The organism is Paenibacillus sp. FSL F4-0087 (assembly GCF_038020215.1).
Lineage (GTDB): Bacteria > Bacillota > Bacilli > Paenibacillales > Paenibacillaceae > Paenibacillus > Paenibacillus taichungensis.
In genome coordinates this window covers 2,858,404-2,877,269 of record NZ_JBBODJ010000001.1, presented here as the reverse complement: position 1 = coordinate 2,877,269, position 18,866 = coordinate 2,858,404, and the positions used below count along the sequence as shown (strand labels likewise).

Annotated in this window: 14 protein-coding genes and 3 pseudogenes; 8 read left to right on the top strand and 9 right to left on the bottom strand. The window is 44.7% G+C overall.

Translation table 11 applies throughout. From position 1 onward, the window contains the following. Both MHB84_RS31400 and MHB84_RS31395 read right to left on the bottom strand, forming a co-directional pair. Nucleotides 1-825, bottom strand: coding sequence for an FGGY-family carbohydrate kinase (locus MHB84_RS31400; protein ID WP_445322127.1), 825 nt, complete (start codon nt 823-825; stop codon nt 1-3). An 81-nt stretch (nt 826-906) separates the two neighbouring features. Then, nucleotides 907-1,602: pseudogene (locus MHB84_RS31395) on the bottom strand (FGGY family carbohydrate kinase); the annotation flags it as partial. Nucleotides 1,603-2,013: 411 nt separating this feature from the next. Here MHB84_RS31395 and MHB84_RS13460 point away from each other — a divergent pair. Continuing rightward, nucleotides 2,014-3,105: a GntR family transcriptional regulator gene (locus MHB84_RS13460; RefSeq protein WP_076287225.1), complete on the top strand. Its 1,092-nt coding sequence runs from the start codon at nt 2,014-2,016 to the stop codon at nt 3,103-3,105. A 97-nt stretch (nt 3,106-3,202) separates the two neighbouring features. On the opposite strand, the gene MHB84_RS13455 is transcribed toward MHB84_RS13460, so the two are convergent. Further along, nucleotides 3,203-4,069 carry a leucine-rich repeat domain-containing protein gene (locus tag MHB84_RS13455; protein WP_083678714.1) on the bottom strand — a complete coding sequence of 289 codons (867 nt, stop codon included), beginning with the start codon at nt 4,067-4,069 and terminating at the stop codon, nt 3,203-3,205. Between the two features lie 55 nt (nt 4,070-4,124). On the opposite strand from MHB84_RS13455, the pseudogene MHB84_RS13450 reads away from it, so the two are divergent. The 5 genes and pseudogenes from MHB84_RS13450 to MHB84_RS13430 form a co-directional block, all read left to right on the top strand. After that, nucleotides 4,125-4,241 (top strand): annotated as a pseudogene (locus tag MHB84_RS13450) (GntR family transcriptional regulator); the annotation flags it as partial. A gap of 375 nt (nt 4,242-4,616) precedes the next feature. Continuing rightward, entirely contained in the window at nt 4,617-5,702 is a 1,086-nt protein-coding gene (locus tag MHB84_RS13445) for an iron-siderophore ABC transporter substrate-binding protein (RefSeq protein ID WP_076287223.1), read from the top strand. Continuing rightward, a complete protein-coding gene (locus MHB84_RS13440; RefSeq protein ID WP_076287222.1) occupies nt 5,695-6,735 on the top strand; it encodes a FecCD family ABC transporter permease in 1,041 nt (346 codons plus the stop codon). The genes MHB84_RS13445 and MHB84_RS13440 overlap by 8 nt, the downstream gene beginning before the upstream one ends. After that, complete coding sequence (locus MHB84_RS13435; RefSeq protein ID WP_076287221.1) at nt 6,732-7,763, top strand: FecCD family ABC transporter permease; 1,032 nt, start codon at nt 6,732-6,734, stop codon at nt 7,761-7,763. The genes MHB84_RS13440 and MHB84_RS13435 overlap by 4 nt, the downstream gene beginning before the upstream one ends. Then, the gene (locus MHB84_RS13430; protein ID WP_076287220.1) at nt 7,763-8,578 is read left to right on the top strand and encodes an ABC transporter ATP-binding protein; all 816 of its coding nucleotides are present in this window, start codon (nt 7,763-7,765) and stop codon (nt 8,576-8,578) included. The genes MHB84_RS13435 and MHB84_RS13430 overlap by 1 nt, the downstream gene beginning before the upstream one ends. Before the next feature lie 121 nt (nt 8,579-8,699). Here MHB84_RS13430 and MHB84_RS13425 read toward each other — a convergent pair whose 3' ends face one another. Both MHB84_RS13425 and MHB84_RS13420 read right to left on the bottom strand, forming a co-directional pair. Further along, complete coding sequence (locus tag MHB84_RS13425; protein WP_341143044.1) at nt 8,700-9,407, bottom strand: HAMP domain-containing sensor histidine kinase; 708 nt, start codon at nt 9,405-9,407, stop codon at nt 8,700-8,702. 783 nt (nt 9,408-10,190) lie between these two features. Then, nucleotides 10,191-11,333 carry a 5-methyltetrahydropteroyltriglutamate--homocysteine S-methyltransferase gene (locus tag MHB84_RS13420; protein WP_445322106.1) on the bottom strand — a complete coding sequence of 381 codons (1,143 nt, stop codon included), beginning with the start codon at nt 11,331-11,333 and terminating at the stop codon, nt 10,191-10,193. Between the two features lie 238 nt (nt 11,334-11,571). On the opposite strand from MHB84_RS13420, the gene MHB84_RS13415 reads away from it, so the two are divergent. Further along, on the top strand, nt 11,572-11,958 hold the full coding sequence (locus MHB84_RS13415; RefSeq protein ID WP_076287217.1) for a MerR family transcriptional regulator: 387 nt from the start codon (nt 11,572-11,574) through the stop codon (nt 11,956-11,958). A gap of 16 nt (nt 11,959-11,974) precedes the next feature. Continuing rightward, nucleotides 11,975-12,736, top strand: a pseudogene (locus MHB84_RS13410) (SDR family oxidoreductase). A gap of 98 nt (nt 12,737-12,834) precedes the next feature. Here MHB84_RS13410 and MHB84_RS13405 read toward each other — a convergent pair. From MHB84_RS13405 to MHB84_RS13390, 4 genes are all read right to left on the bottom strand, one after another. Next, a complete protein-coding gene (locus tag MHB84_RS13405; protein WP_076287216.1) occupies nt 12,835-13,335 on the bottom strand; it encodes a GNAT family N-acetyltransferase in 501 nt (166 codons plus the stop codon). Nucleotides 13,336-13,468: 133 nt separating this feature from the next. Beyond that, complete coding sequence (locus tag MHB84_RS13400) at nt 13,469-15,322, bottom strand: hypothetical protein (RefSeq protein WP_076287215.1); 1,854 nt, start codon at nt 15,320-15,322, stop codon at nt 13,469-13,471. An 11-nt stretch (nt 15,323-15,333) separates the two neighbouring features. Beyond that, nucleotides 15,334-17,625: a glycosyltransferase family 2 protein gene (locus MHB84_RS13395; protein ID WP_076287214.1), complete on the bottom strand. Its 2,292-nt coding sequence runs from the start codon at nt 17,623-17,625 to the stop codon at nt 15,334-15,336. Further along, entirely contained in the window at nt 17,625-18,722 is a 1,098-nt protein-coding gene (locus MHB84_RS13390; protein WP_076287213.1) for a bifunctional glycosyltransferase family 2/GtrA family protein, read from the bottom strand. Before MHB84_RS13390 ends, MHB84_RS13395 begins: the two co-directional genes overlap by 1 nt. Between the last annotated feature and the right edge of the window lie 144 nt (nt 18,723-18,866).

Genomic DNA, 18,866 nt, shown 5'->3' with positions numbered 1-18,866 from the left:
TTATTCCCTCCCGTTCTCTACCAGATGATCTACAGCTGCCTGCTCAATCGCAAGCCCATTCCGGTAGCGTTCGATAAATGCTTCAAACCCTTTGACATCCGATGCATCCGGCGAAACTTCCTCACCCTGGACATCGCTGAAGACCTTCTGCTCTAGGAACACATCCAGACTCTCCTGCTGATCTTTGTTGATCATGTACGAGGCCAGAAGCGCCATACCCCATGCGCCGCCTTCACCCGCTGTAGACATGACTGACACCGGCACGTTCATCGCTGCGGCTACAATCCGCTGACCGACGACAGGGGTCTTGAACAGACCACCATGAGCCAAAATGCTGTCAATCGCCACATGCTCGTTCTTCGTCAAAATGTCCATGCCGAGCTTGAGTGCACCAAACGCGGTGAACAGATGTGTACGCATGAAGTTCGCCAGATTGAAGTTGCTTTCCGGTGAGCGGACGAACAATGGACGGCCTTTGTCGATGCCCGTAATGTTTTCACCCGAGTAATAACCGTAGCTCAGCAAACCGCCACCATCCGGGTCAGCTTCCAACGCCTTATTGAACATCACGCTGAACAATTTGCCAGTATCCACTTCGTATCCCATCGCCTCTGAAAATTCACGGAATAATCCAAGCCAGGCGTTGATGTCGCTGGAGCAGTTATTGGCATGCACCATGCCTACCGGACTGCCGTCCGGCGTCGTAACCATATCGATCTCGGGATACACTTTGGATAATTCCTTCTCCAAGACGATCATTGCGAAAACGGACGTGCCGACGGAGATGTTGCCCGTACGCTTCCTCACGCTATTCGTTGCTACCATGCCCGTTCCGGCATCGCCTTCTGGCGGACAGAGCGGAATGCCTGACTGCAAATCATTCGAAGGGTCGAGTAGCTTGGCTCCCGCTTCGGTTAACTCACCAGCATTCTCACCAGCGAGATAAACCTTGGGAAGAAGGTCCTCGACCTTCCACGGATAACCTTTACTTGCGATCAGTTCATCGAACTGCTTGATCATGGATGGGTGATAGTTATGCGTAGACTCGTCGATTGGGAAAATGCCGGAAGCATCGCCGATACCGATGGCTTTATTGCCCGTCAGCAGCAAGTGTATGTAACCAGCCAGAGTTGTCAGGTGATCGATGCGAGGTACATGGGTCTCTTCGTTCAAGATCGCTTGGTACAAATGAGCGATGCTCCAACGTTCCGGTATATTGAACTGTAGAAGATCCGTCAGCTCCCTCGCAGCCCTCCCGGTGGTCGCGTTACGCCACGTCCGGAACGGTACCAGCAGTTCTCCTTCGCTATCCAATGCGATATATCCATGCATCATAGCGGAGAATCCGATGGAACCTACCGTTTGCAACGTGATTCCGTATTTCCGCTCTACGTCTTGCTTCATCTCACGATACGCAGTCTGAAGACCTGTGATAATATCCTCTTGGTTGTACGTCCAATATCCGTCTTTCAGGAGGTTCTCCCATTCATAACTGCCTGACGCGATGGTCTCAAAACGTTCGTCAATCAGCACCGCCTTGATCCGCGTCGATCCAAATTCGATGCCTAGTGAAGTGGCTCCCCTGGTAATCGCTTCTTTCATATCCACATGACTCATGATCACGTAGTCCCCTCTCTGACCACATTAGGTAAAAGTAAAAATATAATTGGCTTAAAGATGATTAAATTGGATTCATATTTCGGTTTATTGAAAAGAATGCGCTTTCCTTTTCTGACAGCCTTAGTATATTTTTTTGTACGTACATTTGTCAATAATATATAATAGTTATACTTACATTAGTTAAGATATAACGTCTAAACGATCTCATTTCTGTGCTTAAAAGGTTATTTTGTAGGGTACACATTTCTGTTTAAGGATGGGAATTGTACGGTTTATTCTGTAAAACTCGCTGTTACATAGCCATTCCATTCGAATCATGATAAAATATGTACGTACAACTATGAATATGACGATGTTTTTTATAGATAAGTAACGATGAAAGAAGTGGACTGCGTGAAGCCAAAGTATCAGGTCATCATTGACGATATCAAAAGCAATATCCTATCGGGAACCTATAGCGTAGGCGAACAAATCCCTACCGAATCCGCACTTCAGGACAGTTACAACGTGAGCCGCCAGACGGTGCGAAAGGCCATTTTGGAGCTATCAAACGAGGGCTTTTTGAGAAGTGAGAAAGGTTCCGGCACCTATGTAAGCAATCTGTATCGATCCAGAACCGGCGGGAACACGATGAAAAAAACAATCGGCGTCATCACGACGTATATTTCCGATTACATCTTCCCCTCCATCATCCGCGGCATTGAAGGCCGATTAAATGAAGACAATTATTCGTTGCTGTTAGCCAGCACCAACAACGACGTTGCACAAGAGAAAAAAGCGCTAGAGATGATGCTCTCTTACGGTGTGGATGGCCTGATCGTCGAACCGACCAAGAGTAATCTGTACAACCCCAACATAGCGTACTACCTTTCCTTTAAAGAGCAGGATGTACCGTTTACAATGATTAATGCCTTTTATGAAGAGCTGGAGGTGCCTTTCTTCTGTCTGGATGACGTGCAGTCCAGCTACCTAGCTACTCGGGAACTGATCGCCAAGGGACATAGCCAGATCGGCATTATCGCGAAAATGGATGATTTACAAGGGAAATATCGGATGAAGGGATATATCAAAGCGCTGGGCGAAGCCAAGTTGCGGTTTCATCCCGAGCAAGTGCTTTCGTTCGATACGGCATCGAAGCCGGACCTCTCCACTAATCTGGAGGTGTTCCTGGAGGAAAACAGAGATGCGCTAACATCCCTTGTCTGTTACAACGATGAGGTGGGGCTAGAAGTCGTACATGCATGTAGAAAGCTGGGCATTTCCATTCCAGACGAGTTATCCATTATCGGCCAGGATAATTCTTATATCGCCAAGAACGCCAACATCAAACTCACGACGTTAACTCATCCCCAAGAGCAAATGGGCCGTGACGCTGCGGATTGGGTCATCAAGAAACTACAAGGCAAAAAGGATCTGCCCACCAACACCTACTACCAGCCCATGCTGGTTGAGGGTGAGACAGTAAAAGAGATTGAGTTGGAATAGTATTGGGACTAAGCATGAAAAAAGGGCCGTTGAATTGTTCAACGGCCTCTATCCATATATAAGTGATTAAATTACTCCCACCGAGGAGAAACTGAATCTACTTCGTTTCAGCTTCATTTTCATATTCCAAACTTACAATGACACCTTTCTTCTCCAGTTTTTTTATAACCTGCTCCGCCTGTTCATTCAACGGATTGCCGGCCAACGATACCTCTATTAAATGGGGTATGGTGTCGAGCACTGCAATATCTTGAATGAGGTTATCCTCCACATAAAGATACTCCAATGTCGGATGGTTCTTTAACGGACTTAAATCCTGAATTTTATTTCCATCCATAATGATCCACTCTAGATTTATTTTCTGAAGAGGACTTATGTCTGCTACCTGATTGCCACTGGCAAGCAAACTGGTCAACTTATGTAAATTTTTCAATGGTGTTAGATTTTTAATTTGATTACCACTAATCAAGAGACTTTCTAGATTACTTAACCCGGAGAGTGGGGATAGATCTGAGATCTGATTCCCTTCAAGAACTAAAAACTCTAGTTTTTTCAACTTGCTGAGCGATGTAATATTTTTTATTCTATGACCAGGCATAATTAAATCCACTAGGTTAACGGCATGTTCAAGTCCTTGCAAATTGGAAATCTTGTTTTTGGTATCCTCGGCATATAACGATTTTAATTTCTTCAGATCGCTCGTCTTGACTTCTTTTTTAGATGATATCTTCAATGTTGCCCGAATAACTTTTGACAGAGCCACATCTTTAATAACAGGTGCAGCCGACATGGTTGTTGCCGGTAATAATATGAGAACCAAACAAAATACAATCATATTTTTTACGAATTGAGTAGGCATTTCAGTCTCCTTTAAGCATCTTAGATTATGTGTCATATGTTTATATGAAATTCCCAGAAAACTACATCTTTTACGATGGTACCTCCTTTCTACAACTTTGTCCATGATGAATACGTTTCGTCAAATCGCCGCCATCTCCACAACCAGAACAGTAGACCCTGAAACGGCAGATTTGGGCATCAAGAAACTGCAGGGCAAAATGGATCTTCCCACCAACACTTACTACCAGTCCGTGCTGATTGAGGGAGAGACAGTCAAAGAAATTGTGCTGGAATAGTATTGGGACCGAGGTTTGGTTGATGTAAATTAAGGTATAACCCTTTATCTATCCAGGCAAATATTAAACTTGAGTTCGACGAAAAGCTCTACACAGTTTGTGAGTATCACGACTCCATCCACCAATATGTTGGACGGAGCTTTTTGCGTCTGTTTTTCTAAACTTTTTCACTTGTTTAATGAAGAAATTGATACTTAACCGGAGGTTACCATTTACAAATTTTTCATTGACACTCCCTTTCAAATAAAGATATATTTATTGATGTTGATAATCATTCTCATATGTAAAACGTTTTATATTCATCTGCTTTGATGAGTTTTCACAGCCTGAAAGTCAGATTCAACAAATATATTACAGATTAGAAAGGGGAAACACATGAACACGAAAAGAAAGCTCTCTTTAATGACACTACTTATTTCGGTAGTGCTGATCCTAGCCCTGGTAGGTTGTGGAAGCAAGCCAGCAACTCCTGCAGCGAGTCCGGCTGCGAGTGATTCAGCAACGACCGAAACGACCGAAACACCAGCCGCTCAAGATGAGAATACCGAATATCCGATTACGATCAAGCATGCTTTGGGAGAAACCGTTATTGAGAAAAAGCCTGAACGTGTAGCTACGGTTCAATGGGCTAACCATGATGTCGTTCTCGCTCTTGGACAAGTTCCTGTAGGCTTCTCGGCGGCAAACTTCGGCGTTCAAGATGACAGCGGATTGCTGCCTTGGACTGCGAAAAAACTCGAAGATCTCGGCGTAACAGACCCGAATGTTTTCAAGGACACAGACGGTCTTGATTTTGAAGCCATTTCCGATTCCAACCCGGATGTTATTCTTGCAGCTTACTCCGGTATTACTCAGGAAGATTACGATCTTCTTAGTGAGATTGCTCCAGTTGTAGCTTATCCGACTGCTCCTTGGGCAACAACTTGGCGTGAACAGGTTCTCTTCAATTCCGAAGGTATGGGCATGAAAGCAGAAGGCGAGCAACTGATTAAAGACACTGAGGCTATGATTAATGAAAAAGTAAGCGCCTATCCTCAGATTAAAGACAAAAAAGTGGTTTGGGTAAACTTCTCAGCTGAAGATATGTCTAAACTGCATATTTATACACCTGTAGACTCCCGCGTCTCATTCCTGAATGAGTTGGGACTGGTTGTTCCAGAAAGCATCACTAGCCAAATTACGGACCCTAACAGCTACTCCCTAAGTCTAAGTGCTGAGAATGCTGAAGCCCTTAATGATGCGGATATCCTTGTTGGATACGGAAATGCCGAGTTGTTGCAAGCTCTTCAGGCTGATCCGCTTCTTGGTAAAATTCCAGCAGTTAAACGTGGTTCAGTAGCATTCATTGAAGCAGATACACCTTTGGTTGCTGCTGGAACGCCAAACCCACTGTCGATCTCTTATACGATCGATGATTATCTGAAACTGATCGGCGGAGCTATTGATAAATTAAATGAATAGTTCATCGATTCCGAATAACAATCAACCACGCTTGAATATCCCGAAAAATTTCGGGCTGGTTCTGGTCATCTGCTTTATCCTGCTCATCGTAAGTGTGGTAGCCTCACTGGTCCTCGGTTCTCGGCCAGTGGGGTTTCATGAACTAATCGACGGATTATTTCACCCGGAAGTAGACTCCTATGGGGCAAACATCGTGCGCAAGCGGATTTCCCGAACTGTCTTCAGTTTATTATGTGGGGTGGCACTCGGAGTATCGGGAGCAATTATGCAAGCCGTCACACGCAACCCGCTTGCTGATCCAAGTATATTGGGTGTTAACACAGGCGCATCTTTGTTTGTGGTATGCGGCATTGCGTTCCTGAACATCAGCAGCGCGGGGCAATATATATGGCTGGCTTTGGCTGGGGCTGCGATTACTGCAGTGTTTGTATTCGGAATCGGCTCTATGGGGCGTGGCGGCGCCACGCCCATTAAGCTTGTTTTGGCAGGTGCTGCTGTAAGCGCTGCTCTTTCATCTCTGGTCACCGCCATCATGATTCCCCGCTCGTATGTCATGGACCAATTCAGGTTTTGGCAAGTGGGAAGCGTCGGCTCGGCAACCTGGAGTGGGATCGGCACATTCATTCCATTTCTGATCATCGGAATTCTCATTGCGTTTATTACCGCTCCGGCACTTAACGCGTTAGCGCTGGGAGATGATGTGGCTACGGGATTGGGCGTTCGAACCGGAACACTGAGGCTTATTTCCGCCCTTGCGGGTGTACTGTTATGCGGAGCGGCTACCGCTCTGGCTGGACCTATTGGTTTTATCGGATTGTTATCCACTCACGTCATACGCCTTATTATTGGGCCTGATTTACGCTTCGTCATACCCATGTCAGCCATTGCTGGTGCGATCATTCTGACGATCTCCGATGTAGGGGGCAGACTCATTAGTAACCCTGGCGAGCTTGAAGTCGGCGTAGTGACTGCATTTATAGGTGCTCCCATACTCATTATTCTAGCTATGCGATCGAAAGTGCGTTCATTATGACCAACCATTCTATTGAATTTATTATGGCGGGAAGACGTCAAAGACGCCGCCGATGGATCCTTGTCACTAGTCTCCTTGCCGTACTGGCATGCATTCTATGCTGCGCCATGCTTTTATTAGGAAACACGATATATCCGGTGAAGGACGTCATTCAAGCCCTTTCCGGTGAAAAAATCAAGGGTGTCTCTTTTGCCGTGAGTACCATACGTCTACCCAGAATGCTGACCGGCCTTTTTGCCGGATTTGCGTTCGGTATTGCAGGTTACACGTTCCAGACCATGTTGCGGAATCCCCTTGCAAACCCCAATGTCATCGGGATCACGTCTGGTTCAAGTGCTGCTGCTGTTTTTTGCATCGTCATTCTTCATGCAAGTGGAGCCGTCGTGTCCTTCGCTGCGGTAATTGCAGGCCTGGTCACCGTTCTGTTCATTTATGTACTATCAAGAGGAAAAGTATTTTCCATCGGACGATTGATCCTGATCGGTATCGGCATACAAGCGATGCTTGATGCTGTCATCTCCTATCTTCTTCTGGTTAGTTCTGAGAAGGATGTTCCCTCAGCGCTCAGATGGCTCACAGGTAGTCTTAACGGTTCACAGATGCACGAGCTTCCGCCTCTTGTGATCACCGTCATCATCTGTTCGCCGATCATCATCTTGCTGGGCAAACATCTCAGCATATTGGAGCTTGGAGAACAATCGGCATTTTCTCTGGGTGTAGACACGGACAAGACCAGAATTGCACTTATTGTAAGCTCTGTCTGTATGGTTGCGATTGCTACGGCTACCACAGGCCCGATCGCTTTTGTCTCATTCCTTTCGGGCCCTATTGCCAAAAGACTCGTCGGTGTGGGCTCCTCCAATATTATTCCGGCAGGTCTTGTTGGCGTCAACCTTGTCCTGGCATCCGATCTTATCGGACAATTTGCTTTTGAGTACAGATTCCCCGTAGGCATCATTACCGGATTACTCGGAGCGCCTTATCTGATCTTCCTGTTAATCCGAATGAATCGAAAGGGGGAACTATAATGAAAGCAACACATGTTTTTCAAGCCGAACAACTCGTCGCAGGCTATGAGAACAAAACGATTATACATGGTGTGGACCTCGTTATACCCAGTCATAAGATAAGCGTTATTATCGGATCCAACGGATGCGGTAAGTCCACGCTTCTTAAAACGATGGCCAGGCTCATCAAGCCCATATCCGGCAAGGTCACTTTAGACGGTAAGCCCCTATCCAAAATCCCACCCAAGCAGTTAGCTCGTGTGGTGGGGCTGCTACCCCAGTCTCCCATTGTCCCGGAAGGGATCTCTGTAGCAGATCTGGTCGGCAGAGGACGGTTTCCTCACCAATCCTTGTTCAGTGGCTGGACCAAAAAGGATTACGAGGCCGTTGCCGAAGCAATGACCATCATGAATATCACCGAGTTTGCCAATCATAATATTGATGAGCTCTCAGGCGGCCAACGACAACGTGTCTGGATAGCCATGGCATTAGCGCAACAAACGGACATCCTGTTTCTCGATGAGCCAACAACCTTTTTGGATATCACCTATCAAGTCGAGATTCTTGACCTGCTCACGGAGCTTAATCGGAAACACGGAACAACGATCGTCATGGTGCTTCATGACATCAACTTGTCCGCACGTTATGCAGATCATATCTTCGCACTTCATACAGGTAAGCTGGTCGCTGAAGGAGTACCCTCAGAGGTCATTACAAGCACACGGGTCAAAGACATCTTCGGCCTGGACTGCACGGTAATTGATGACCCGATTTCGGGATCTCCGATGGTTGTACCAAAAGGGCGATATCATGTGAATCATGAGGTAACTTCCTAACAGGATTTAAACCCAACAGATCTCTAACCTTAAAAGGGCAAGTTAGCGCCGTTGTCACGACTGACGCTAACTTGCCCTTCATTTATCGTAAGCTTTTAACATAAGACCCTTCATGTATCCTTTACTTCCCATCCGTAGCCAAGAAACGTACCGTAACGGTTGTTCCAACACCTTTCGTACTTTCATAATTAATTTCCCCGTCATATTTTTCTACAATATTAAAACAGATCATTAATCCTAATCCGGTTCCATTACTTTTTAATGAGTAAAACGGAGTCCCGAGTGACTTCACCTCATCCTCTGACATTCCACTTCCTTCATCAATGATTTTGATCTCGATATAATGATGATTCCTCTTGGCAATCACAGTGACGGGTTTCCCCATAGTCGAGGCTTCCAAAGCGTTTTTAATTAGATTCATCATCAGCTGCTTAAACTCGATTGGATTAATAAAAATGAAGCAATTCTCCTCTGCCTCGATATTCAGCTGATTATCAGATAACATCGCATAGGAACGAACCAGACCTGTCACGCTCTGAAGAGCATCGTTCACATCCACTTTTTCTGGTTGCTGATCTCTATTGGGCTTGGAAAGGGTTAGAAACTGAGAGGTAATCTGTTCAACGGTATTTAACTCATCAATCATTAAATTAAACTTCTTTTTGATTGGATCATCAAATGCAGGATCTTCTCTGTATAACTGCAAAAAACCTCGGACAACGGTGACTGGATTTCTAATCTCATGCGCCACAGCTGCCGTCAAATGGGCTATCATCTTTAAACGCTCCGATTGTTGTAATTGTTCATGATAGAGCTGCTGCTTTTTCATACGACTAAAGGACAAATGGAAAATGAGAAATAATAATACCTGACTCGCTATAATATTAATGAGGTTCCCCACGATGTCATGATGTACATACGAATATATTTTACCTTGATCAATCAGAATGATATAGCCAAACGTGATCACAATTAAAACTCCATTCAGAATGATGGAGAAATAAAACAATTTTAAATCAAAAAACAAAATGGCAAGTAAGGGAATCAAACAAATGAGAATGTACGTAGTCCAGGTCTCTGGATATAAGAAGAACATGGTATAGAAATAAGCAAAGCCAAACAGGATGATGATCTTTCTGAAAACATAGGTTTCATGCTTGGGGTAGATCAACAAACAAACCGCTAGAATGGCCACACAAAAAAAATGGATAACATACCCCACTGTAATTCCGCTTAATTCTGTCGTCGATAGGATTAATCCAGATAACATAAGAGCAATGAGAGTTAACATCGAAATATAATATGTTTTTCGGTTCACCTGACTGTACAATTCTTTCATCCACTCACCACTTTAAATTAATGTCGACACCTTCGGTATGTATGTAGTCCTTTTCATTCCTATATTTAAAGGCATCCAACTGGATGCCCTTATCTATAATAGCATTGTATCTCATTTAACTGCCTATATAATATGAAAATTTGAAATAAACGATTCCCAACAACATAAACCCATTAATGGCCATACTAGGGCACGGCTCAAAATGCAAATTAGCCGTACGGATCAATATCCGTACGGCTAATTTCGGTTGAAAATATGCTTTCAGCTTATGGACTATTTCCAGAGCTCTTCAGCAATTTCTTTAATAAACGCAAGCTTCTGCCATTGCTGCTCTTCTGTCAGATGGTTTCCTTCTTCCGTGGAAGCGAATCCGCATTGCGGGCTCAGGCAAATTCGGTCCAGATCCACATATTGCTTCGCTTCCTCGATACGCTTAAGAATATCTTCCTTGTTTTCAAGCTCACCAAATTTGGAAGAGAACAGCCCAAGCACGACCTGTTGGTTGTCCTTCAGGAAACGAAGTGGTTTGAAATCGCCTGCCCGTTCGGTATCAAACTCCAGATAGTAACCGGAGTAGTTATCAATGTTCAGGAGCGTTTGCGCGATCGGCTCATAACCTCCACCGACACCGGCATATGTTGATACGTAATTCCCACGGCATACATGCGTCGTTACGACGAGGTCCTCCGGCAAACCGGATACAACTTCCTCGTTCAACTTCGCAAGTTCGTTCGCATAATCGGCCACATTTACGCCAATCTGCTCCATGAATGCCATGAACTGCTGGTCGCAGAGTGCTCCCCACGTGCAATCGTCAATTTGAATGCTGCGGCAGCCCGCTTCATACAAAGCCAGAATCGCCTCTTTGTAAGCTTTAGCAATATCCGTAAGCAACTCTTCCCGGTTCGGGTAAATGGCTTGCGTACTTTCTTTATTTTCTGCCCGGTCCAATTCAAACAGGAACTGTGCTGCAGCAGGAATGGATTGTCGCGCAACGACGTCATCGCCAGCGACACCTTTTAAGAATGCATAATGTGAAACAAACGGATGGCTGCTGAAACTTACTTTGCCCGTCAGACGTGCTGTTTCGGGTCTGGATTTGGCACCGTTAAACTCATAGCCTTGATCAATGATGGTCCGGTCAACACCGTCAAGTCCCCAGAAGAAGTCCAAATGCCACCAAGAGCGACGGAATTCTCCGTCCGTTACAGCTTGAAGGCCAACTTCTTTTTGTTTTTGCACGAGCTTCACAATTTCAGCGTTTTCTACTTCCTCTAGTTGCCCAGAAGTAATTTCACCGTTTTGGTATTTCGCTCTCGCCTCTTTCAACGCGCTTGGGCGCAAGAAACTGCCTACAATATCATATCGAAATGGAGTGACGGTCCGCTGTTTAGGTTCTGTTTGAATGCTCATCATTTAATCTCCCCGTAAATTAATTATAAGATTAAATATAACATATCCGATCGGATTTAATGTTCTATGAAAGAGCTATAGCAGGTTATAGTTATAAGCTATATCTGAGTCCGATTTTCCTTTACCCGTGAGGTATATCCCATCCTAAAGAGAAATTTAATTACCTTATTGACTTAAACCATAGTTTAAGTCGTATGCTATTCCTGTCGACAGAGTTAACACCTATTTGGAGGTCTCCAACATGAAGTATTTTTCCATTAGCGAAGCTTCAGCCCAATTGAATATTCCAGATTCAACGTTACGTTTTTATGAGAAAAAAGGACTTCTGCCCATGATGGAGCGTGATGATGCTGGCAGGAGATTATTTTCAGAAGTTCAGATGGCCTTATTAGAAACCCTTGTTTGTTTAAAAAACACGCACATGCCCATTAGTCAAATAAAGCAATATATGGACTGGATCATCGAAGGGAACTGTACGCTCGAGGACAGGCTTGAAATGATGCAAAATCACAAGCAAGCTGTGCTGGATGAAATTTCGTTGATGCAGGAATCCCTGAAGGGCATTGATTTTAAAATTACACGTTACACCCGTCAAATACAGGAAAGAAACGAAGAAAAAGATACCTAAGAGGAGAGATACTATAATGAAACTTTCGGGAAATACAGTACTCATTACCGGCGGAAGCTCTGGGATCGGGTTAGCATTTGCAGAACGCTTCTTAAGAGCTGGAAATACAGTCATTGTTACTGGACGACGTGAAGCTGTACTTCAACATGCGAAAGAAACACACCCGGGCCTTGTTACGTATGTGAATGATCTGAATATTGAATCGGAGCGGGTAGCGTTGTTTGATTGGGTAACCGCGAACTATCCGGAAGTAAATGTGTTAGTCAACAATGCTGGTATCCAACAACGTTTTAATATGCTGACAGCGGATGCGAAGAATGATTGGAGTTATTTTGCCAAAGAAATTACAACGAATATTGAGGCTCCTTTTCATCTATCCATGCTGTTCGCTCCTTATCTTGCAACCAAAGAAGAGGCGACGATGATTAACGTGACCTCCTGATTAGCCTTTACACCGTTTGCCATTGCTCCGATATACTCAGCAACCAAAGCGGCACTTCACTCCTTTACGATCAGCCTGAGACACCAGCTTTCAGATACGTCTGTAGAGGTCATTGAAGTTGCTCCTCCAGCAGTAATTACAGATCTTGGTGGAGCAGGACTGCACACGCATGGAGAACCATTGGATGCCTTTGCAGATGGAATTTTCGAAGGATTACAGGAGGGTCATAAGGAAATTGGCTATGGTACCTCTATCGTTCGTTTGCGCATGTCCCGAGATGAAGTCGATGAATACGCAGAAAATATGTATCACGCAACGAAAAACTTCATTGAATAACTCGCCTATGAGACACCGCGTGACTCACCCGTTTCTCTGTATATTAACAAAGAGGCCATTCCAGCTACGGAACGGCCTCTTTAAATTTTATATAAAACTCATGTATCTACTAACCTTGAATACATATGGAGATCGTTAAATGTTCCTTCTAATGTGAAACGGAGCTTTTGTAAGAGCTTTATCGAATTCACATTTTCGGGATCAACCTTTGCTTCGACTCGGTTCAGTTTTAAAGATGAGAATGCATGATCTACCAAAGTAGAGACCGCCTCTAAAGCATATCCTCTTCCCCACGATGATTTAGCAATATCATATCCAATTTCTGCTTTTAAGTTGTCAAAATCCAAAGAATTATAACCGCAAGAACCTATAATCTCGTTGGACTCTTTTTTAATTATGGAGAAACGGATAGCCTTACGATCTTGAGAGAGATCATCCAGAAGTTTGATCATTTCTTTCGCTTGCTCTACGTCAGTAAAACAACTAACATTCATAAATTTAGTAACCTCGGGATCAGACCAAACGGTGAACAAGCTCGAAGAATCCGACACCTTCATTTTTCTCAATTGTAAACGTTCTGTGTGTAACTCTGTAATCAATACTTTTACCTCCATTAGGATTTAATAGTTAGGTTTAAGATATTGATATCTGCGCATAGTTCAGTCCCTTCATTTCCAGGCTATTTACATTATACCAAGAATTTTGACCGAATCAGAATCCACTCTATAGATCTCAAGTCAGCGTAAGAATGATCTGTTCTCCGGAACGGGTAATCTTGTAGATCCCCTCTTGCATGTCAATGCCATAGTGCTTTTTCAGCAACCACTTTGCGTTACGATCCGTCTCCACGACGACCAGATAATCGTAGCCACTCAGGAGGTTGTCCATATTATCCTCATAGAACAACACGATCCCGTCCACATGTGGAGCATACAAGAAATACTTCCCGACATACTGCATGTAATAATTCGTGACCTGCTGGTCCCTATCCGAGGCGTAGAACAGATATCTGTTGTTGTCCTCCTGCCCATCTTTATACCAGCGATCGCCGGTAATCGCATGGATTTTGTAAGGGAGCGTTGTATCGTAGGTTTTAGCAATCGAGACAATCCCGTTGTATTCCGATAAAAGGATGGTCGCCGCAATCGCCATACAGCCGATGATTCCTTTTTGATAGTGCCCCTTCGTCTCGACCGTCTTAAAGGCTTGATAATCAGGCACTTCACCAATCCGATAGTGGAATGAACGCTCCAGGTCGATTGCAGCACACAGCACCAGCCCGCCCGCGAACAGCACCACAATACTCGAGGCATAACGCTCAAAACCTGCCAGTACGATCGCCTCATCCATCGGCATGGAGAAGAGATACAGCGCCAGAATGCCTGCATAATACAGCAGCAATACAACATCCAGTGCAATCAGTGCTTTCCACAAATTCCACTTCTTCTTGAGCACCACATAGGCAAATATCGAAGCCGCAATCGCTACAATCTCGAAAATGACAATACCGATGACCGGCCGTGTCGTAATATCCGTACTCGATTTTAAGAACAGCCACAGAATCTCATGCATCTGCTCCGCCGTTTTGCCGGATTGAATTCCGGAAGTGGCCACATCGAATTTGTTATCGACGCCCTGAAACACCGTTGCCATCCGCCAGCTCCAGCCGAAGTATGGAATCAGTGAACCGCAGATGGTGCCAATAACAGCCAGCGCAGTTTTCCAACTGAACTTTTGTCTGTGTTTTAGCCATGTATACACCAGGAAGATCAGGCTGATGGCTGCGAAAATAATGCCTGTGCTTTTAATGACCGTCAGCACGCCTGCAAGTGGGAGCATGATGATACATGCTCGCTTGATATCATGACGATATTGGTATATGACCGCCAGGATGGCGAGCGCATAGATAGGAAGCAAGAAATCCACAAGCAGGTTGGTAATCCGAATCGTTAGGTTGAAGAAAGAAAGTGTAGATAACCCGAGTCCAAGAAATGCATACAGCAGAAAACGTTTCTTCTCGGATACAATGCCAAACATGGCGTAAAAACAGGAAAAGATGAGCAGACCTTGTGCCAGGAGCATCACGGACTGGGAATGTCCCATGAAGCGACAGACGTAATAAATAAATGATGAGGTCCCTAGCGGATAATTTTTAAAATCAATTAGGTTCGAATCCGGTGTCGGAAAAGTATCTGTGCTGAGCATCTGCTTCAAGACAATCGCCCAGTGGGAAAAATTATCGTAGTGCGTTAGTTGATTATGGAAGAGTACCAGCAAGAAAATGAACGTCCCTGCCAGGAATGAAAACTGGAATAAGGAAAAAGAAATGCGAAAGGATGCTCCTCGGCGCATTCCGAGAAACACCATTCCTCCATACAATAGTAATCCGACGAAAAGAAGGACAAGGCTGCCAATGTAGAGCTGCCCTGCCAAACCGCTAAGAAAGACAATACATGCTATGGAGGAAAACACAAATACAGGGATGAACTCCCAACGTATCGATAGTGCCTTTCGAACAAACTGCATGTAACCCATAAAGGAGAATATCAATAAAACTCCCATCACAAATTGAAGCAAATACAGCATATCTATCTCTCCTAACCCTCTCTGGTGAAACGCTCGGCATGTGGATGGGTCAAATCACTCAGCAATTGATCAATCAAACCGCGCTCCACGATATCATCAATATTCTCCACCGAGAGAAGCACTTCGCGACGATTGGCTGTTGTTTTCCCTGTATGCTGCAAGATGACTTCAATATTACTCTTCGTATAAAAAGTAACGACCTCTCCTGCCGTAATATCACCATGAAGACCCGTGGCGGAAAAGAAACGATAATTGAAGCTGCGCAGCGTACATCCAGCATGATTGGTGAAATGAACTGGAAGCTGAAGGGAAAGCCTCGGCATTTTTCGTTGATCCGATCTAGGTTGAACAATACGTTTTTTTACATTGCGAAGCATATCGTCGTAAGCCGTATCCCAAAGGTTCATCTGCTCTGGCAATGAGTGTTTACGATCGTAGATGATTTGCATGTATTGACGGTTATCCGTCTCATCAATCGGCTGAACCGTAGCGGAATAACGCCAGCCTTCTCCATCCTGTTTCACATAAACAATGACCGCTTGAAGATTGGCCTCATACCGCTCGGATTTTACGACCAGAGAGATCGTCTTCTGTTCAGGTAGATAAATGGGATAGGGGACATAAAAGGCAATACCTTGTTCAGATACATCTACAGTCTTGGCCTGATAGCGCAGATTCGTGTCCTGGTCGTGGATCATGACATCCTCCTGCGCCCGAATCCGCTCTGTCTCCCGATACGCACGACGCCCGATCATGAAGAACAGGGCATAACACAGCGCAATCATATTATGAATGAGCCAGAAAATAATGATACTGCTGAAGAACAGCGCGATGCCATACTTGCCGTTAACATATCGAATCACAGCCGCAATCGAAAGCAAAAGCAGAAAGATATGCGGAAGTGCATATAACAGAGCAGACATCCATTTCCGGCCATTCGCTCTGCTTTTATTCGTAACCTTGAATTTTTTCTCGCGGATGCCCAGCGTTTCAAGTAGAACCGGCCATATCAGATAAGGCATAAATATTGTATCAATAACCTGACTCCAGCGCTGATTCCGAATATTGCTCGACAGATAACGCATCGATACACTGTAGAAGAAATAGGACGGAAGCCAGAATATTAAGATTTGCCAGAAGGTTGTGTTTACAATCTTGAAATCAAACAATGCAAATAAAATAGGAGCCAGAATGAAAATCAAACGGTTAAAGAAGGACCACCAGTATAAGAAACTGCTTAAATAGGTTACCCTCGTCCAGAAAGGAAGCTTCTCGGATATAGGAGCACGTGTATTCTGCAGGCTCTGAATAATCCCCCTTGCCCAGCGGATTCGCTGCTTAATCATGCTCGGGACTGTTGTTGTCGTCTGCCCGGCAGCTTGAACCTCTTGAGTCGCATAGGTAATATAGCCTTCCTGCTGTAGGCGGATGCTTGTCTCAAAGTCCTCGGTGATTGTGTTCAGCGGAAAACCGCCGATGTCTTCCATGCCTTGCCGGGAAATGATCGTATTACTTCCGGTATAGGCTACCGCATTGGAGGCATTACGCAGGATGTTCACTTCTCTGGAGAAGAAATCCTGTTCATTCGGAATTCCTTGCTCTGCATACAAGTTAAACTGGAACAGATCCGGATTATAGAAGCTTTGAGGGGTCTGTACCAGCCCCAGCTTGAACTTTTTATCTATTTCATTCTCACGGCGAAGCCGCCATCTCCCGTTCTCTTCTATAAACGTGGAGAGCAGGAAATACGGGACGGTTTTCATCAAAAAGGTGTGTTGCGGGATCATATCTGCATCAAAGGTTGCAATGAGTGGAGAAGAGGTTTTGCTCAGGGCATTATTCAGGTTACCTGATTTGGCATGTTTGTTGCCGGGAAAACCCAGATATCCTACGCCAAACTGCTTCGCAAGCTCCTCCACCTCAGGTCGTGCTCCATCATCACACAGATAGATGTGAACCTTCTGCTTGTCAGGATAATCCATGAACGTACAAGCATTGACGGTTTTATACAAAAGATCAACCGGCTCGTTATGGGTGGCAATGAACACATCCACATGAGGATAAAAATCGGGAGGGACGATGGGAAAGTCGAGCTGGGTACGTTCCTTTTGCATCTTTTGAAAAAACAATTCAAAGGTGGTCAGTACGGTTACCGTTTCAGCCACAATTAAGAGCATGCCGAAGATGACGTTCAGAACGCCTTCTCCCCATGGCAGTGTAAAGAACATCCGCCATAGCAAATAAATCGACATCAGGATCATGGTGATGACAAAGAAAATATGTTGTCTTTTTTCGTTTTGCACTACAGCTGCTTCCTCCTTGCTGCAAATACCCATCTTCGCTGCAATTGAAAACTGAGCAGGAACAGCAAGGCATCACAGACAAATTTCGCGATTTTCTCATCCACGAAGAAAATCGTATGGAACAAATATACCCCCGTACTGGAAAGCACAATCACGAAACCGCACAACGTCAAATAGCGCCATAGACTGCCCTGGCTATCTTCTTTACGGAATACAAAGTGCCTATTTAGTACATAATTGACGACAATAGAGATAATTCTCGCAATCACGGTTGCGAGCAGAATTCTTAGATAATCCTGGTGACCCAATATAGGCCGCAAAAAGTCGATCAAAAACCATGCAATTCCCAAATCGACGACAGAACTCGCAACGGAAGAGGAAATAAACCGCAGGAAGTTGGAGAACAGCACACTCATTACCCGAGCGCTGTCCTGAATCGCTTTAAAATGTGTCCCTGCATTTCCATTCTCATAGATGACTTGAATCGGCATGGTATGAATCGGTATACCGGACTGAATGCACGAGATGAGCATCTGCAGCTCATATTCGAAACGAGTGCCGCGAACATCTTGCATGAAAGCAAGTAGTCCGGGCCCAAAGGCTCGAAGTCCGGTTTGGGTATCTGACAGTTTCTTGCCGTAAAGCATAGCAAAAATAAAGGACGTCATCCGGTTACCCAGCAAAGATTTCGGCGGTATGCCTCCCTCGCTGAAGTTCCTTACCCCGAGAACCAATGCATCAGGGTGCTGTCTGGCTTCTTTGGCAAGTCTGTATACATCCTCTGCTGCGTGCTGCCCATCTGAGTCCGCAGTGACGACGAATGAAGACGCACCGAACTGCTGTCCGATATACTTAAATCCGGTCTTAAGTGCAGCACCCTTTCCCAGATTTTCCGCATGCCGAAGCAAGACACACCCGTTCTCACTCAGCTCTTCGAAAATCGATTGATACGCCTCACCAGATCCGTCGTCCACAATGACAATATGGGTCAAGCCATATTCTCGCAATTGCCGTACATAGGCTAGAAGTCTCTCATCTGGCTCAAGCGATGGAATAAGGATGATCGTTTTGCCGTCTTCACTTTTATCTATAATCATCCTAGTTAAGCCTCAATTCGACATATTTTCACAAATTCTTTTTGAATACTGTGAGTATAACATCGAAAGAGTATACAGTAAACGAACAACTTGTATATATTTTGGTAAAAAAGCTGTATACACATTCGCATTAATGTATAGGCA

What these genes read in the sequence shown, in the direction of transcription:
- MHB84_RS31400 (WP_445322127.1), bottom strand. Translation starts at nt 825, where the DNA reads ATGGTAGCAACGAATAGCGTGAGGAAGCGTACGGGCAACATCTCCGTC.
- MHB84_RS13455 (WP_083678714.1), bottom strand. Translation starts at nt 4,069, where the DNA reads ATGGACAAAGTTGTAGAAAGGAGGTACCATCGTAAAAGATGTAGTTTT.
- MHB84_RS13445 (WP_076287223.1), top strand. Translation starts at nt 4,617, where the DNA reads ATGAACACGAAAAGAAAGCTCTCTTTAATGACACTACTTATTTCGGTA.
- MHB84_RS13440 (WP_076287222.1), top strand. Translation starts at nt 5,695, where the DNA reads ATGAATAGTTCATCGATTCCGAATAACAATCAACCACGCTTGAATATC.
- MHB84_RS13435 (WP_076287221.1), top strand. Translation starts at nt 6,732, where the DNA reads ATGACCAACCATTCTATTGAATTTATTATGGCGGGAAGACGTCAAAGA.
- MHB84_RS13430 (WP_076287220.1), top strand. Translation starts at nt 7,763, where the DNA reads ATGAAAGCAACACATGTTTTTCAAGCCGAACAACTCGTCGCAGGCTAT.
- MHB84_RS13425 (WP_341143044.1), bottom strand. Translation starts at nt 9,407, where the DNA reads ATGAAAAAGCAGCAGCTCTATCATGAACAATTACAACAATCGGAGCGT.
- MHB84_RS13420 (WP_445322106.1), bottom strand. Translation starts at nt 11,333, where the DNA reads ATGATGAGCATTCAAACAGAACCTAAACAGCGGACCGTCACTCCATTT.
- MHB84_RS13415 (WP_076287217.1), top strand. Translation starts at nt 11,572, where the DNA reads ATGAAGTATTTTTCCATTAGCGAAGCTTCAGCCCAATTGAATATTCCA.
- MHB84_RS13400 (WP_076287215.1), bottom strand. Translation starts at nt 15,322, where the DNA reads ATGCTGTATTTGCTTCAATTTGTGATGGGAGTTTTATTGATATTCTCC.
- MHB84_RS13390 (WP_076287213.1), bottom strand. Translation starts at nt 18,722, where the DNA reads ATGATTATAGATAAAAGTGAAGACGGCAAAACGATCATCCTTATTCCA.